This is a genomic window from Nocardiopsis terrae, from assembly GCF_014651695.1.
Taxonomy (GTDB): Bacteria; Actinomycetota; Actinomycetes; order Streptosporangiales; family Streptosporangiaceae; genus Nocardiopsis; species Nocardiopsis terrae.
The window spans coordinates 486,462-500,455 of the sequence record NZ_BMXJ01000002.1 but is presented as its reverse complement, the minus strand read 5'-3'; the positions used below and the strand labels follow the sequence as shown (position 1 = coordinate 500,455).

18 protein-coding genes are annotated in these 13,994 nt (G+C 71.0%); 8 read left to right on the top strand and 10 right to left on the bottom strand.

Annotated features, from left to right (window positions below; translation table 11 throughout):
• Positions 1-125 precede the first annotated feature (125 nt).
• Together IE195_RS06270 and IE195_RS06265 are read right to left on the bottom strand one after the other, a co-directional pair.
• The gene (locus tag IE195_RS06270; protein ID WP_191268417.1) at positions 126-797 is read right to left on the bottom strand and encodes a DUF4333 domain-containing protein; all 672 of its coding nucleotides are present in this window, start codon (positions 795-797) and stop codon (positions 126-128) included.
• A 258-nt stretch (positions 798-1,055) separates the two neighbouring features.
• Positions 1,056-1,598 carry an EF-hand domain-containing protein gene (locus IE195_RS06265; protein WP_191268416.1) on the bottom strand — a complete coding sequence of 181 codons (543 nt, stop codon included), beginning with the start codon at positions 1,596-1,598 and terminating at the stop codon, positions 1,056-1,058.
• 162 nt (positions 1,599-1,760) lie between these two features.
• Here IE195_RS06265 and IE195_RS06260 point away from each other — a divergent pair, with 162 nt between their 5' ends.
• The gene (locus IE195_RS06260) at positions 1,761-3,143 is read left to right on the top strand and encodes a dipeptidase (RefSeq protein ID WP_191268415.1); all 1,383 of its coding nucleotides are present in this window, start codon (positions 1,761-1,763) and stop codon (positions 3,141-3,143) included.
• A 119-nt stretch (positions 3,144-3,262) separates the two neighbouring features.
• Complete coding sequence (gene nudC, locus IE195_RS06255) at positions 3,263-4,213, top strand: NAD(+) diphosphatase (protein ID WP_191268414.1); 951 nt, start codon at positions 3,263-3,265, stop codon at positions 4,211-4,213.
• A gap of 142 nt (positions 4,214-4,355) precedes the next feature.
• Here the strand turns inward: nudC and IE195_RS06250 are convergent, their stop codons facing one another.
• Positions 4,356-4,838, bottom strand: a complete 483-nt coding sequence (locus IE195_RS06250) for an ANTAR domain-containing protein (protein ID WP_225942326.1) — start codon at positions 4,836-4,838, stop codon at positions 4,356-4,358.
• 109 nt (positions 4,839-4,947) lie between these two features.
• Positions 4,948-5,208, bottom strand: coding sequence for a mycoredoxin (locus tag IE195_RS06245; RefSeq protein ID WP_191269023.1), 261 nt, complete (start codon positions 5,206-5,208; stop codon positions 4,948-4,950).
• Between the two features lie 261 nt (positions 5,209-5,469).
• Between IE195_RS06245 and IE195_RS06240 the strand changes: the two genes are divergently transcribed.
• The 6 genes from IE195_RS06240 (at position 5,470) to IE195_RS06215 (ending at position 10,677) form a co-directional block, all read left to right on the top strand.
• Positions 5,470-7,581, top strand: a complete 2,112-nt coding sequence (locus tag IE195_RS06240; protein ID WP_191268413.1) for an ATP-dependent DNA helicase UvrD2 — start codon at positions 5,470-5,472, stop codon at positions 7,579-7,581.
• The gene (tesB, locus tag IE195_RS06235) at positions 7,574-8,461 is read left to right on the top strand and encodes an acyl-CoA thioesterase II (protein WP_191268412.1); all 888 of its coding nucleotides are present in this window, start codon (positions 7,574-7,576) and stop codon (positions 8,459-8,461) included. Before IE195_RS06240 ends, tesB begins: the two co-directional genes overlap by 8 nt.
• A 240-nt stretch (positions 8,462-8,701) precedes the next feature.
• The gene (locus tag IE195_RS06230; RefSeq protein ID WP_191268411.1) at positions 8,702-9,055 is read left to right on the top strand and encodes a hypothetical protein; all 354 of its coding nucleotides are present in this window, start codon (positions 8,702-8,704) and stop codon (positions 9,053-9,055) included.
• 204 nt (positions 9,056-9,259) lie between these two features.
• On the top strand, positions 9,260-9,538 hold the full coding sequence (locus IE195_RS06225) for a WhiB family transcriptional regulator (protein ID WP_191268410.1): 279 nt from the start codon (positions 9,260-9,262) through the stop codon (positions 9,536-9,538).
• A gap of 56 nt (positions 9,539-9,594) precedes the next feature.
• Positions 9,595-9,753 (top strand): hypothetical protein, encoded by a 159-nt coding sequence (locus IE195_RS06220; protein ID WP_191268409.1) that lies wholly within the window; start codon positions 9,595-9,597, stop codon positions 9,751-9,753.
• A gap of 357 nt (positions 9,754-10,110) precedes the next feature.
• Positions 10,111-10,677, top strand: coding sequence for a M48 metallopeptidase family protein (locus IE195_RS06215; RefSeq protein ID WP_191268408.1), 567 nt, complete (start codon positions 10,111-10,113; stop codon positions 10,675-10,677).
• Positions 10,678-10,690: 13 nt separating this feature from the next.
• Here IE195_RS06215 and IE195_RS06210 read toward each other — a convergent pair whose 3' ends face one another.
• From IE195_RS06210 to IE195_RS06185, 6 genes are all read right to left on the bottom strand, one after another.
• A complete protein-coding gene (locus IE195_RS06210; protein WP_191268407.1) occupies positions 10,691-10,951 on the bottom strand; it encodes a Txe/YoeB family addiction module toxin in 261 nt (86 codons plus the stop codon).
• A complete protein-coding gene (locus IE195_RS06205; RefSeq protein ID WP_268249154.1) occupies positions 10,948-11,202 on the bottom strand; it encodes a type II toxin-antitoxin system Phd/YefM family antitoxin in 255 nt (84 codons plus the stop codon). Before IE195_RS06205 ends, IE195_RS06210 begins: the two co-directional genes overlap by 4 nt.
• Positions 11,203-11,274: 72 nt before the next feature.
• On the bottom strand, positions 11,275-11,472 hold the full coding sequence (locus tag IE195_RS06200) for a hypothetical protein (protein WP_191268406.1): 198 nt from the start codon (positions 11,470-11,472) through the stop codon (positions 11,275-11,277).
• A gap of 29 nt (positions 11,473-11,501) precedes the next feature.
• Entirely contained in the window at positions 11,502-11,885 is a 384-nt protein-coding gene (locus tag IE195_RS06195; protein ID WP_191268405.1) for a hypothetical protein, read from the bottom strand.
• On the bottom strand, positions 11,876-12,448 hold the full coding sequence (locus IE195_RS06190) for an NUDIX hydrolase (protein WP_191268404.1): 573 nt from the start codon (positions 12,446-12,448) through the stop codon (positions 11,876-11,878). The genes IE195_RS06195 and IE195_RS06190 overlap by 10 nt, the downstream gene beginning before the upstream one ends.
• The gene (locus IE195_RS06185) at positions 12,449-13,882 is read right to left on the bottom strand and encodes a zinc-dependent metalloprotease (protein WP_191268403.1); all 1,434 of its coding nucleotides are present in this window, start codon (positions 13,880-13,882) and stop codon (positions 12,449-12,451) included.
• Between the last annotated feature and the right edge of the window lie 112 nt (positions 13,883-13,994).

Below are 13,994 nucleotides of genomic sequence, written 5' to 3'. Positions count from 1 at the left end.
GCTCGGGCCCCGTCGGCCCCTTTTTCGCGGTGATCTTGCTACCAGGGGCCATTTCGGCGCCGAAGTTGCTTCTGGTAGCAAGATCACCGGTGTCGGAGGCGCCGCCGGGCGGTGCGCCGATGTTGCTAGGCCTCGTCGACCTGGATGTCCCACAGGACGCTGCTGCCCTCGACGGTGGTCACCGTGATGGTGACGTCGTGGTAGACGCTGTCCTCGAAGAAGTTGCAACTCATCTCGGCTCCCACCTCCGCACGGAGGGAGGTGGAGGTGCAGGCGAGGTTCTCGGGGGCATAGCCCTCCGCTTCCAGCGCCGTGGTCGACTGCTCGATGACCTCTGAGACGGGGACCTCGCCGCCGCTCGCCGCGGTGCTGTTCTCGTCGCCGCCGGTCTCCTCGGCGGCCCCGTCCTCGGCCGCGCCCTCATCCTGGGTCGCGCCCTCATCCTCGGCGGCGGTGTCCTCGGCCGGAGCATCGTCGACCTTGATGTCCCACTCGGCCCGGTCGCCGTCCACCGAGGTCGTGGTGACGGTCACGCCGAGGCTCTCGCCGCCGTCGGTGAGCTCGCAGCGGATCTCGGCGCCCACCTCCGCGGGCAGGTCCTCGGAACAGGTGAACTCGTCCGGAGCCTCACCGACCTGCTCGGCCAGCATCTCGCTGGACCTCTCGGCGACCTCCTCGGCGGAGACGGAGCCGGGGCCGCCGATGCTGAAGTCGAACGAGCAGCCGGTGGACAGGAACAGGGGAAGCGCTCCCAGAACTACTCCGGCGATGATTCGGTGACGGGGGACCTGCCGCATCGCGGCCTCCTAGATATGTGGTGACATGCCACATGAACGGACGCCGGGTGTGGCGGGAAGGTTCCGAATCCGAGGGTTCCGATACCGGTTCGTGGTCTCGGCGCCTGATTCGTTGACCAGGTGTCGGCGGGGGGATCCCCTGGGTCACGGGCGGGTACCCTCCGCACCCCCTCGCGCACGCTCCGGCAGCGGGCCCCGGCCCCGGCGGACGACCGTGCCGGGCGGCGGAGATCCCCGTCCTCCGCCGCCCGGCTCCGGTCAGACCACCCCGAAGACGAAGCCGCCCGGGGAGTCGATGTCGTCACCGAACAGGTACAGCCGGGCGGACAGCACGAACTCCTCCCGGCTGACGAAGGCGTCCCCGTCCGTGTCCACGTGCGCGAACCTCTTCCTGGCCCCCGACTCCTCCGCGCCCAGGGCCTTCGCGTAGACCAGGAACTCCTCCTCGCTGATCCGGCCGTCCTCGTCGGCGTCCAACAGGTCGAACACCGCCTCCGCCACGGCCTCGGCGGCGTTGGACCGGCTCCGGTCCTCCGAGGCCGCCTGCATGGCCGCCACGAACGCCTCCCGGTCCAGACGGCCGTCCCCGGCCTCCTCGTGCCCGGCCAGCTTCCGCCACATCACCTCGTACGCCTCCCGGATGGCCAGGGCGCGGGGCGCCTGCGCCTCCAGGCCGTACCCGGACACGTACCGGTCCACCAGCCTCTGGTAGTCGTCCCAGGTCACGGACTTGTCGCCGTCGGTGTCCAGCACATCGAAGAGATCGCTGAACCTGGCGGCGATCCGGGGGTTGGTGCTCACGCTTTCCTCCTGTGGTCGGTCCGGGACGCCTTCCGCCCCGGGTCCTGTGAGTGATGCGGGCCCGGAACGGTTCCATGCGTTGTGCACCCACCACCGTTCTCGGGCCGTTCGTCCAGGTTCTAAGGTCGATCCTGACAAGGATGTCTAGGACAAGGACGGCTGATGGACGCACGTGCCTACATCGAGGCGCACCGGGACGAGTTCCTCACCTCGCTCAGGGAGTGGCTGGCGATCCCCTCGATCTCCGCCGACCCCGAGCACCACGAGGACGTGCGCCGCTCGGCCCGCTGGCTGGCCGACCACCTTACCGGGACCGGCTTCCCCACGGTCGAGCTTTGGGAGACCCCCGGGCTGCCCGCCGTGTTCGCCGAATGGCCCGCCGCCGACCCCGACGCGCCCACCGTGCTCGTCTACGGCCACCACGACGTGCAGCCCGTCGACCCGCTCGACGAGTGGGAGACCGAACCCTTCACCCCCACCGAACGCGGCACCTCCCTGTACGCGCGGGGCGCCTCCGACGACAAGGGCCAGGTCCTCTTCCACGCCCTGGGCGTGCGCGCGGCCCTGGCGGCCTCCGGCGCCCAGGCCCCGCCCGTCACGATCAAGCTCCTGGTCGAGGGCGAGGAGGAGTCCGGCTCGGTGCACTTCGCCGAGCTGATGAAGACCAACCGGGAACGCCTGGCCTGCGACGTCGCCGTCATCTCCGACACCACCATGTGGGCGGCCGACACCCCCTCCATGTGCGTGGGCATGCGCGGCGTCACCGACGTCGAGATCAGCCTGTACGGCCCCGAGCGGGACCTGCACAGCGGCTCCTTCGGCGGCGCCGTCCCCAACCCGCTCAAGGCCATGAGCGACCTCCTCTCCGGGCTGCACGACGCCGACGGCCGCGTCGCGGTCCCCGGCTTCTACGACGGCGTCGTCGAGGCCAGCGAGCAGGAGCGCGAACTCATCGCCCGGCTGCCCTTCGACGAGGCGGCGTGGCTGGCCACCGCCGGCTCCACCGCGGCCCGCGGCGAGAAGGGCTACAGCACCCTGGAGCGCGTCTGGCTGCGGCCCACCGCCGAGATCAACGGCATGTGGGGCGGCCACACCGGCGCGGGCGGCAAGACCATCGTCCCCCGCTCCGCGCACGCCAAGATCAGCTTCCGCCTGGTCCCCGGCCAGGAACCGCTGGACGTCCAGGACCGCGTCCGCGCGTACGTGGAGGCGGGCGTCCCCGACGGTGTCCGCGCCGAACTGGAGTTCGGCGGCCCGGGCGTGCGCGCCTGCGCCTCCGATCTGTCCTCCACCGCGCTGAAGGCCGCCCGCTCCGCGATGGGGCGCGCCTTCGGCAAGGAGGTCCTGTTCACCCGCGAGGGCGGCAGCGGCCCCGAGGCCGACATCGCCGACATCCTCGAAACCCCGCTGGTGTTCCTGGCCGTGGGCCTCAACGAGGACCGTATCCACGCCCCCAACGAAAAGGTCGAGACGCCCCTCCTGCTCAAGGGCGCCGAGAGCGCCGCCTACCTGTGGGAGGAACTGGGCGCCGCCGAGGAGGCCTGAGGCCGTCCGCGGCCGCACCCCGGGCGCGCCCCCGCCGTGTCACCGGTTCGCCCGGCGGGGGTGCGCACGGGGCCCGGAGGCGTTAAACCTTGAGGAGAACCACGAACCCGGAAGGCCGCATGGAATCCGAAGCCGCACCCCTGCTCGCCCGTTCCACCGTCGACCCCGTCGGCCACCGGCGCGGTGACGACGACTGGCTGGCCGCCGCCTGGGCGGACCCGGCCACCAGGGTCCTGGTCCTGGAGGGCGGTGAGCCCGGCAGCTACGGCTGGAAGGCGCTCATGGCCAAACAGTCCCGTGCCCTGGTCACCACCGGTCGCACCCGGGAACTCGTCCTCACCGACCCGCAGCACGCCCCCGAGGGCGAGCGCTACCTGCTGGGCAGCGACGGGGAGCGCGCCTACTTCGCGGTCCGCTCCACCACGGACCTGGCCGCCAACCCGGTGGCCGAACCGGCGTCCCTGCGCGAGGTCGGGGCGGTCCTCAACGACCACGACACCGGCCTGTTCACCCGTGCGATCGCCCTCGCCAACTGGAACGCCAGCCACGGCTTCTGTCCGCGCTGCGGTGCCGGCACCCGCATCGAGAAGGCGGGCCACGTGCGCGTCTGCGAGCAGGAGGGCACCGAACAGTTCCCCCGGATGGACCCGGCGGTGATCATGCTGGTGCACCGCGAGCGCGACGGCCGCGAGGAGGCGCTGCTGGGCAACAACCCGAACTGGGACGCGCACCGCTTCTCCGTGCTGGCCGGGTTCGTCGACGCGGGGGAGTCCCTCGAACAGGCCGTGGTCCGCGAGGTCGCGGAGGAGGCGGGCGTGGTCGTCGACCAGCCCCGCTACGTGGCCTCGCAGCCCTGGCCGTTCCCGCGCAGCCTCATGGTGGGCTACACCGCCCGCGCGGTGGGCCAGACCGAGCGCACCGACGACGAGATCGCCGAGACCCGCTGGTTCACCCGTCCCGAGCTGGCCGAGGCCGTGCACAGCGAGGAGGTCGTCCTTCCGGGACGGGTCTCCATCGCACGCACCCTCATCGAGCACTGGTACGGCTCGGAGCTCCCCGGCGGCTGGTGACCCCGCGGCCCGCGCCCGTCCCCGCGGCCCGCGCCCGTCCCGGCGGCAGCGCGCACGCCAGCGGCGGCGGGGCGCCCGTCCCCCCGGAAGCGGACGCCCCGCGCCTGTGCCGGCCCCGGCCGACCGGGACCGGCCGGCCGGTTCAGGTGGAGAGCTCCTCCGGCAGGACGGTCAGCGGGCTGGTGCTGCTCTCCACCACGTCCCGGGCCAGTTCCGCGACCTTGCGGCCACGGGAACGGGCCGAGGAGCGCAGCTTCTCGAACGCCTCGCGCGGCGGCATCGTGTGCCGTTCGGCGAGGACCCCGATCGCCTGCTCCACCACGACACGGGAGTGCAGCGCGTGCTCCAGCTGCGTGATCGTGTGCCGCAGGCGCTCCACCTCCGAAGCCCCCTCGGGGGCCCGGCCGGGCGCCTGCGTCCGAGGGCGGCCGGCACCCGCTTCGGAGGTGAGAAGGTCCGCCAGGACCATCGCGCTGACCAGGTCCGGTGTCTCGTGCCCGCTCTGGCCGGTGCCCACGCGCCACCCGTGCGGGGTGCGGTGCACCACCTCGACGTCCACCGCGTCGGTGCCCGCTATGTCATGAGGCCTCACATCGTCCCCCAACTCAACACTCCCCGTCATCATGGTCCGAGCTACGGTCTCGGCCGAGCCGTCCGTCGGAACGGGGGTGTCCGCCCCCGGGGGGAGGGGTCCCGCCGCGCGGGCCGCGTCCTGCGGCCCGCGCCGTCCGTCCTCAGGACAGTTCGGCCAGCTTCTTCTTCACCTGAGCGAGCGACGGGTTGGTCATCGCGGTCTCGTCCTCGAAGACCACGGTGGGGACCGTCTGGTTCCCGCCGTTCACCTTCATCACGAACTCCGCGGCCTCCGGATTCTCCTCGATGTTCACCTCGTGCAGGGCGATCCCCTCGCGGGACAGCTGGCTCTTGAGCCGCTTGCAGTACCCGCACCAGGGGGTGCTGTACATCGTGAATCGTTCGGTGCCCGTACTCGTCATCTCACTCACGTCTTCTCCGGTCGAAGGTCATGTTCGGGGATCGGTCCCCCCATCCCAACACCAGGGGGCTCCCACCGCTTCCCATGACCGCACGACACAACGTGGGACGCCTCACAGGCCCGACTGGTTCTGGAATGTGTCGATCGGCTCGTTCACCGACCCCGCCGCCGGCACAGGCGGATCCGCTCCCGACGACAGCCGATACTTGAGAGACTGTGCGCCCACGGTAGGACAACCGCCCCAACCAGATGCAGGAGCACCATGGACCCCGACCGCGTCCTGGAGGGACTGGACCCGGAACAGACCGAGGCGGCGCGCGCCCTGCGCGGCCCCGTGTGCATTCTGGCCGGTGCCGGAACGGGGAAGACCAGGGCGATCACCCACCGGATCGCGCACGCCGTGGCCAGCGGAATCGTCTCCGAACAGCAGATTCTCGCGGTCACCTTCACCGCCCGGGCCGCGGGGGAGATGCGCGGACGCCTGCGCTCCCTCGGCGCCCCCAGGGTCCAGGCCCGGACCTTCCACGCGGCCGCCCTGCGCCAGCTCGGATTCTTCTGGCCACAAGTGGTCGGCGGTGAGAAGCCCACCCTGATCGACAGCAAGATCCAGGCGGTGGCGCGGGCCGCCCGCTCGGTGGGCCTGCAACCGGACCGGACCGGGCTGCGCGACCTCGCCAGCGAGATCGAGTGGGCCAAGGTCACCCAGGTCAGGCCCAGCGACTACGACAAGGCCGTGGCCAAGGCCGGGCGCGAGGCGCCCATGTCCACCGGCGAGGTCGCCCGGGTCTTCGAGGCCTACGAGGACCTGCGCCGCGAGCACAACCTCCTCGACTTCGAGTCGATGCTCGAACTCACCGCGGGGATGATCACCGAGTACCCCGCGGTCGCCCAGCGGGTTCGCGACCAGTACCGGTACTTCGTCGTGGACGAGTTCCAGGACGTCAACCCGCTCCAGAAACTCCTCCTGGACGCCTGGCTCGGCGACCGCGACGACCTGTGCGTGGTCGGCGACCCCAGCCAGACCATCTACTCCTTCGCCGGGGCCAGCCCGGAGTACCTGACCGGGTTCGCCAACCGCTACCCGCACTCCACCGTCGTCCGGCTGGTACGCGACTACCGCTCCACCCCCCAGGTGGTGCGGGTGGCCAACCACGTCATCGCGCAGGCCAGGGGTGCGACCTCCGCGAACCACCTCACCCTCCGGGCGCAGCGCCCCGACGGGCCCGACCCGCTCTACCAGGAGTACGACGACGAACCCGCCGAGGCCACCGGCGTCGCGCGCAAGATCAGCGTCCTGCTGTCCGACGGGGTCCCCGCGAGCGAGATCGCAGTGCTGCTGCGCACCAACTCCCAGTCGGCCGCCTACGAGCAGGCCCTGGCCGACGAGGGTGTCCCCTTCACCGTGCGCGGCACCGCACGGTTCTTCGAGCGTCCCGAGATCAAACAGGCCGTGCACACCCTGCGCGGCGCCCGGCACGGCGCGGCGGGCGAGGAGGCCGAACCCCTCGTCCCGACCGTGCGCCAACTGCTCTCCCAGATGGGGTTGTCGGAGACCGCCCCCGAGGGACGCCAGGCCAGGGAGCGCTGGGAGTCGCTCTCGGCGCTGGTCCAGCTCGCCGAGGACATGGCCGCCGGACCCGGACCCGACGGCCGCCCCGTCACCATGGCGGGCTTCGTGGACGAGCTCGAAACGCGGATGGCCACCGAGCACGCGCCCGGGTTCGAGGGGGTGACCATCGCCTCACTGCACTCCGCCAAGGGACTGGAGTGGGACGCGGTGTTCCTGGTCGGCCTGACCGAGGGCATGGTGCCGATCATCTACGCCGAGACCGACGAGCAGGTGGAGGAGGAGCGCCGGCTCTTCTACGTGGGGGTCACCCGGGCCCGGTCCAGCCTCGCGATGTCCTGGTCGCTGGCGCGCTCGCCCGGCGGCAGGAGGACCCGCAAACCCTCCCGCTTCCTTGACGGCCTGCGCCCCGCCTCGCCCTCCACCGCCAACCGCCGGGAGCGGCGCAAGGGCGGGGTCGTGCGCTGCCGGGTGTGCGGGGGCCCGCTGTCCGACTCCACCGAGCGCAAACTCGGCCGCTGCCTGGACTGCCCGTCCACCTACGACGAGGCCCTGCTGGAACGCCTGCGCGAGTGGCGCAGGCAGAGCGCGCAGGAGCAGAAGGTGCCCGCCTACGTGATCTTCACCGACGCCACCCTCCAGGCCATCGCCGAACAGGAGCCCTCCAGCGTCTCCCAGTTGACGGCCGTGTCCGGTGTGGGCCCGACAAAACTGGACCGTTACGGTGAAGCGGTACTCGCGCTGGTCGCGGGGAGGGAACCGGCGGATGCGGACGCCGGTGACGAGGAGGAAGAACCGGATGAGTGAACAAGGTGCGGGGCACACCCGGCAGTCCCTGGCCGACCTGCTGCGGGTCCTGGACCTGGAGCAGATCGAGGTCAACATCTTCCGCGGGATCAGCCCGGACGAGGGCCCCCAGCGGGTCTTCGGCGGACTGGTCGCCGGGCAGGCGCTGGTGGCGGCGGGCCGGACCGTCCCCGCGGGCCGGTACGTGCACTCCCTGCACGCCTACTTCATAAGACCGGGCGATCCGGCGGTGCCGATCGTCTACGAGGTCGACCGGGTCCGCGACGGGCGTTCTTTCACCACCCGCCGGGTCGTGGCGATCCAGCACGGCAAGGCGATCTTCACCCTGTCGGCCTCCTTCCACAAGGAGGAGCCGGGGCTGGACCACCAGATCCCGATGCCGGACGTGCCGCCGCCCGAGGACCTGCTCAGTACGCGCGAGCGGCTGCGCGAGGCGTTCGGGAAGGTGCCGAACTTCGTGCAGTGGCACCCGATCGAGACGCGTCCGGTGGGCGCCATGTCGTTCGAGGCCGAACGCGACCCGCAGCTGCGCACCGCCACCAACCCGGTGTGGTTCAAGGTCGACGGCGAACTCCCCGACGACCGCCTCACCCAGGTGTGCCTGATGACCTACGCCTCGGACATGACCCTGCTGGACACGGTGCTGCTCCGGCACGGCCGGTCCTTCGCCGGTATCGCGATGGCCAGCCTCGACCACGCCATGTGGTTCCACCGCCCGTTCCGCGCCGACGAGTGGCTGCTCTACGCGCAGGAGACCCCGACCGCGCAGGGCGCGCGGGGGCTGGCCCGCGGCCTCGTCTACACCCGGGACGGACAACTCGTCTGCTCCGTGGTGCAGGAGGGGATGATCCGCGTGGTCGACGCGGAGGGCTGGGGCTGAGGACCCCCGTCGGCGCGGGCGGCCCCTGAGGGGGTCCGGCCCGCTGTCGGAGTGCGATGGGTAACGCTCCCAGGCCCTTTCCCATTCCCGTGAAGTTCTGGCCGGATGCGGACGTTTTCGCAGGTCAAAAATAGGTTGCCTTGTTTGTTGGGCTGACCGTAGTGTGTACACCGTCGTAATGACCGCTCTCGGCGCAGGTGCAAGACCCTGCGCCCGACTCTGAAGGAGGTGCCCGATCTGATGGCCACGAAGAACACGATGAACCCCGGTTTCGCTGCTGCTTGGCAGCTGTTCTCGCCGCGCGTCGCCCCGGGCACCAGCCTGGGCGGTAGCACCACCATGGTCGCCACCATGGGCAACCGTACGAACACCGAAAGTGGCACCTCCGCCATCGGCATGGCCCAGCTCCTCGGAGCCGGTCTCGTGTCCGAGCGGACCAGTGTGCCCGCTGGCGGTGCCATCGGCGGCCTGCGCCACGAGTCCGAGCTCGCCCTTGATCGAGGCAAGTTCACCGGCGGCTTCGAAGACGCATCGCACGAAACCCCGCGCCTGTACGGCGCATCGGGGGAGTGTCCACGGAAGATTCCGGCCTAGAGCAACACGGGCCGAGAGTTTCGACCGTGGCCGCGGACCCCGATACAGGGGCCGCGGCTTTCTTTGTATCTCCGTAGGTTTCCCGTCCCCCAGGGGCGAGGGAGAAGACGGCGGCATCGCAAGTCCAGGTCCCGCACCGGACCGGTTCCGGTGACTGAACACCGACCGCGTTGTACGAACGATCAAAGATCTTGGAGGGCACCGATGCTTGCGTCGGTCCTGGAAACGCCCGCGCTGGGCGAGGTCGACATCCCCTGCCGTAACGAGCCGGACCTGTTCTTCGCGGAGTCCCCCGCCGAGGTCGAGCAGGCCAAGGCGATCTGCGGAGCCTGCCCGATCAGGGAGCAGTGCCTGGCGGACGCCCTCGAGCGGCGTGAACCCTGGGGTGTCTGGGGCGGGCAGCTGCTCGTCTCCGGCCAGGTCGTGGCGCGCAAGCGCCCGCGCGGCCGCCCCCGGAAGAACCCCGCGCCGGTCGCCGCCTGACCGCTCGGGTGATCCCGGCCTCCCCGACAGACCACTGACAACCGAAGGACTTGACGATGATGCAGGAACTCATGCAGATGATGGAGCGTTCCGACGAGGAGCCGCGCGAGCGCCAGATCAGAAGGCTCGGTGCCCGACAACTGCGCGCCTGTCAGCGCGAGGAGCGCCGTGCGGAGCAGGCGATCATGGAAATCGCGTGGTCACGGCTATGTTGACCGGGGACCGCTGAGCGGTGTCGGAAGGCCCTGGTGAGCCGGGGTCGGGACGGCGCCGCTCAGCGCCCGGCGCGGTCATCCGTGCGGGACCGGCGGGCGGCGGGGCCGGACGGTCGCACCCTCGGCGGGGGCGCACCGTTCGGTCTCGTTTGTATAACCAAAAGTGCCGGAAGGTACCGAATCGGGCTCCGATGTGGTCTCCGTCACCGGCCAAAAATCGCCCTGGTCAGAGCGGAACCCGGTGCCCGGGGCCGTTTTCCGGTTCGGAGCCGGTGGACGGACATCGTGTCAGACAAATGACATTTCGGTACAAGGCACACCTGTTCGGGAGCGCTTCGCTGGGCTACCGTAAACTTCGTGCCCTCGAACACCAAAATCGAGGTACGACGCAGTCCTCGTCGCCGGCGCACAGTGTCGGCCTACCGGGACGGGGACACCACTGTCGTCCTCGTGCCCGCGACGTTCTCCCGCGCAGAGGAAAAGCGCTGGGTGGACCAGATGCTGCAGAAGCTCGACGCACGCGAGGGCCGCAGGCGCCCCGGGGACCGCGAGCTCCACGCCCGCGCGGTCGAGCTCGCCGAGCGCTACCTGGGCGGCACCAGGCTGCCCGACAGCGTCCGCTGGGTCGACAACCAGAACTCCCGCTGGGGCTCGTGCACCCCCGACACCGGCACGATCCGCATCTCCCGCCGCGTCGCCGGGATGCCCGCCTGGGTGGTGGACTACGTCCTCGTCCACGAACTCGCGCACCTGCACATCCCGCACCACGGCCGGGACTTCTGGGACCTGGTGCGCCGCTACCCCAAGGCCGACCGGGCCCGCGGCTACCTGGAGGGGTTCAGTGCGGGCAGCCGCTCCGAGGGCTGCGCCCACGCCGAGGAGGACGAGGACCTCGAAGCCGACGAGGTCGCCTTCGAGGAGTGAGTCGGAGTGCGTCCTACTTGCCGTAGTGGTAACGGCAGGCCACGATGCGGATCTCGTCCTCGTGAATTCGGTGGACCAAGCGGTGCTCGCCGGTGATCCGGCGCGACCAGTAGCCGTGGAAGCCGTGGCGCAGCGGTTCGGGCTTGCCCATACCGTCGTTGCCGTGCCGATCGATGTCCTTGATCAGGGTGTTGATGCGCTTCAGGACCTTGCGGTCCTGTCCCTGCCGCCAGACGTAGTCCTCCCAGGCCTTCTCCGCCCAGACCAGCTTCATTCGGCCAGACCCCGCTCTGTCCCGTGTCCGGACTCCAGCTGCTCGATAGCGTCGACCAGGCGCCGGGCGTTCTCCGGGCTGCGGAGAAGGTAGGCGGTCTCTCTGAGGGACTCGTACTCGGACAGGGCCATCATCACCACGGGCTCGTGTCCCGCTCTGGTGATGATGACCTCCTCGCGGTCGTTCACGACCGCGTCCATGGTGGCCGCGTAGTTGGCGCGGGACTCGGAGTAGGTGATCGTCTTGGTCACTGTTCCTCCTGGGGTCGCCAGCGCGATGTGCACCAGGAGTCGTTGTACGGAAAGTTGTACACCCGGGCGCGGTCAGTCGCCGAACCCGGTGACCGGCGGCGGCGAGGGGAGGAACGGGTGGCCGGGGTCGTCCGGGTCGACCGTCTGCCAGCCGTACTCCGGCTCCGGGGCCTGGCCCACCCGGCTCGGGGCGCCGGTCACCACGTACAGCAGCGCCATGAAGGCGGCCGCGACGAGGGCGAGGACGAGAACGGTGCGGGCAGGAACCATGGGGGCGTCCTTCCTCGGACCCGGTCCGGTCAGCGGCCCCGGGGACGGTCCGGTTCGCCCAGCCCGGCACGGGCCCCGGCGAGATCGGCGGCGACCCGGCGCAGAGCCAGCGCGCTCACCACCAGCAGGATCCCGAACACGGCCGCGTAGTAGGCGGTCATCCCGCCCCACTCGCCGGACACGCCCGCGCGCCCCAGCACCGCGACCAGCAGCACGGCCAGGAACGCGCAGATGACCTGGCCCAGGCGCAGGGAACGCTCCTTCTGCCGCACGCGGGCCAGGGCCACCTCACGGGGGGAGGCCAGACCCGCGCGCTCGTCGGCGAGCAGCCTGTCGAGGGCCTTCCTGCCACGGCGGGCAGCCAGCACGATGAACAGCCCGCCGAACATGCCCGCAACGGTGATCAGGGACACTGCGCCGCCCCCCGGGGAAGCCGGGACCGGACCGCCGCGGCGGCCGCCCCGACCAGGTCCCGCACCGAGTCGTCAGTGGGCTCGGGCAGCTCCCCGACGGGGAACCAGCCCAGGCCCTCGGACTCGTCGGGGTCCCGGACCAGGAGCGCCTCGGCGGGGGCCAGAGCCGCGTACTGCACGTCCAGGTGGAAACTGCCGCCGCCGCACGGCACCGAGTGGCGGTCCAGCCGCACCGGCCGCGGCAGCAGGGTCAGGCCCGCGATCCCGGACTCCTCGACGGCCTCGCGCAACGCGGCACCGCCCAGGGTCCGGTCCCCGGCCTCGCAGTGGCCGCCGGTCTGCAACCACATCCGGTGGATGCGGTGCAGCACCAGGGCCACCCTGGAACCGTCCGAGGAGATGATCGCCGCGGACGCGGTCAGGTGCCCGGGCATGCAGGTGCGCCACATACCGTCCGCGTGGGCGTCCAGGTGCTCCACGTAGGAGCGGCGAAGCTCCTCCTGCCCGTCGTCGGGCGCGTCCCAGCCGCCCAGCACCGATCGGGCGTCCGCGTGCAGTGTCACCTACTCGCCGTCCCTGTCGTCCTCGTCCCCGCGGGACCCCTCACCGGGCTTGGGCTTCTCCGAGCCGTCGGGTTCGGTCAGCGACGAGATGTCGAAGTCCGGCCCCTCGAACTCGCTCCGCCCGTGCACGAAGGCGTCCGGGTCGTCGAGGTCGTCGCCGGTGGGCATCAGGTCCGGGTGCTGCCAGACGGCGTCGCGCCCCTCCACGCCCCGGGCCTCCTCCAGCGCGGTCCACAGGGCTCCGGCCTCACGCAGACGGCGCGGGCGCAGCTCCAGACCGACCAGGGCGGCGAAGGTGTGTTCGGCGGGGCCGCCGGTGGCACGGCGTCGACGGGTCGTCTCGGCCAGGGCCCCGGACTGCGGGAGCCGGTCGGCGACGGCCGAGGACACCACGGTCGCCACCCAGCCCTCGATCAGGGCGAGAGTGGTCTCCAGGCGCGTCAGCGCGGCCTTCTGCTGCGGGGTGTCCTCCGGCTGGAGCAGGCCCTCGGGACCCATGCCGCCGGACATCGCCTCCTGCAGCGCCTCGGGGTTGGTGATGTCGATCTCGCCGAGTTTGTCCTCAAGGCCGCTGACGTCGAACGACATCCCGGCCGCGTACTCCTCGACCAGACGGGACACGTGCGAACGCAGCCACGGAACGTGCGAGTAGAGGCGGTGCACGGCCGCCTCCCGGGCGGCCAGGTACAGGCGGACCTCGTCCTCGGGGATCTCCAGGCCCTCACCGAAGCGGGCCACCCCCGAGGGCAGCAGGGCGGCGTTGCCCTCACCCGCGAGCGGCAGGCCGATGTCGGTGGTGCCGATCACTTCCTGGGCGAGCTCGCCGATGGCCTGGCCGGCCTGCTGGCCGACCATCATGCCGCCCATCTGCTGGATCATGCCCAGCAGCGGACCGGCGACGGAGGCCATCTCCTCGGGCAGGTTCTGCCCCATGGCCTGTACGGTCTTGGCGGTCAGCGGGTCGCACAGCTGCGCCCACGAGTTCATCGTCTTCTCGATCCACTCCGACCGGCTCCACGCCTGGGCCGTCTGGAGCCCCGACGGCAGATCGGTAGCCTGGTCGAGCCACAGGTCGGCGAGGCGCAGTGCCTCCTCCACCCGTGCGTAGTCGGCGGGCGGCACACTCGGGTCCCCTTGCTGGGACACCGCGTGCCGCGCGATGTTCTTGGCCATGTCCCAGTTGATGCCGGACGTCGAGGACGTCTTCTCCGCCTCGGGCGCGCCGGGGGTGGGCTGGGACGACATCATGTCCGCGAACTGGCGGAGCATGTTGGCCATCTGTTGCGGATCGCCGAACGGGAAACCGTCCGGCATTCCGGAGTCCCCCCCGCCCGGGCGGCCGCTGCCGGCACCCGAGCCGGAGTCGCCAGAACGGCGTCCGGACTCGTCATCGGGATCGTTCGGCATGCTGAAACCGAAAGGCAGGTCGCTCACAATCAGACCTCAGGCAGGATTAGGTTTGGTCTCCACTGTCACGTTAGCTGGGAGTCGCCCGGAGTGAATACCGAAAGCAACCAGGTTCGCCCAGAGCACAGCCCTCCGGACC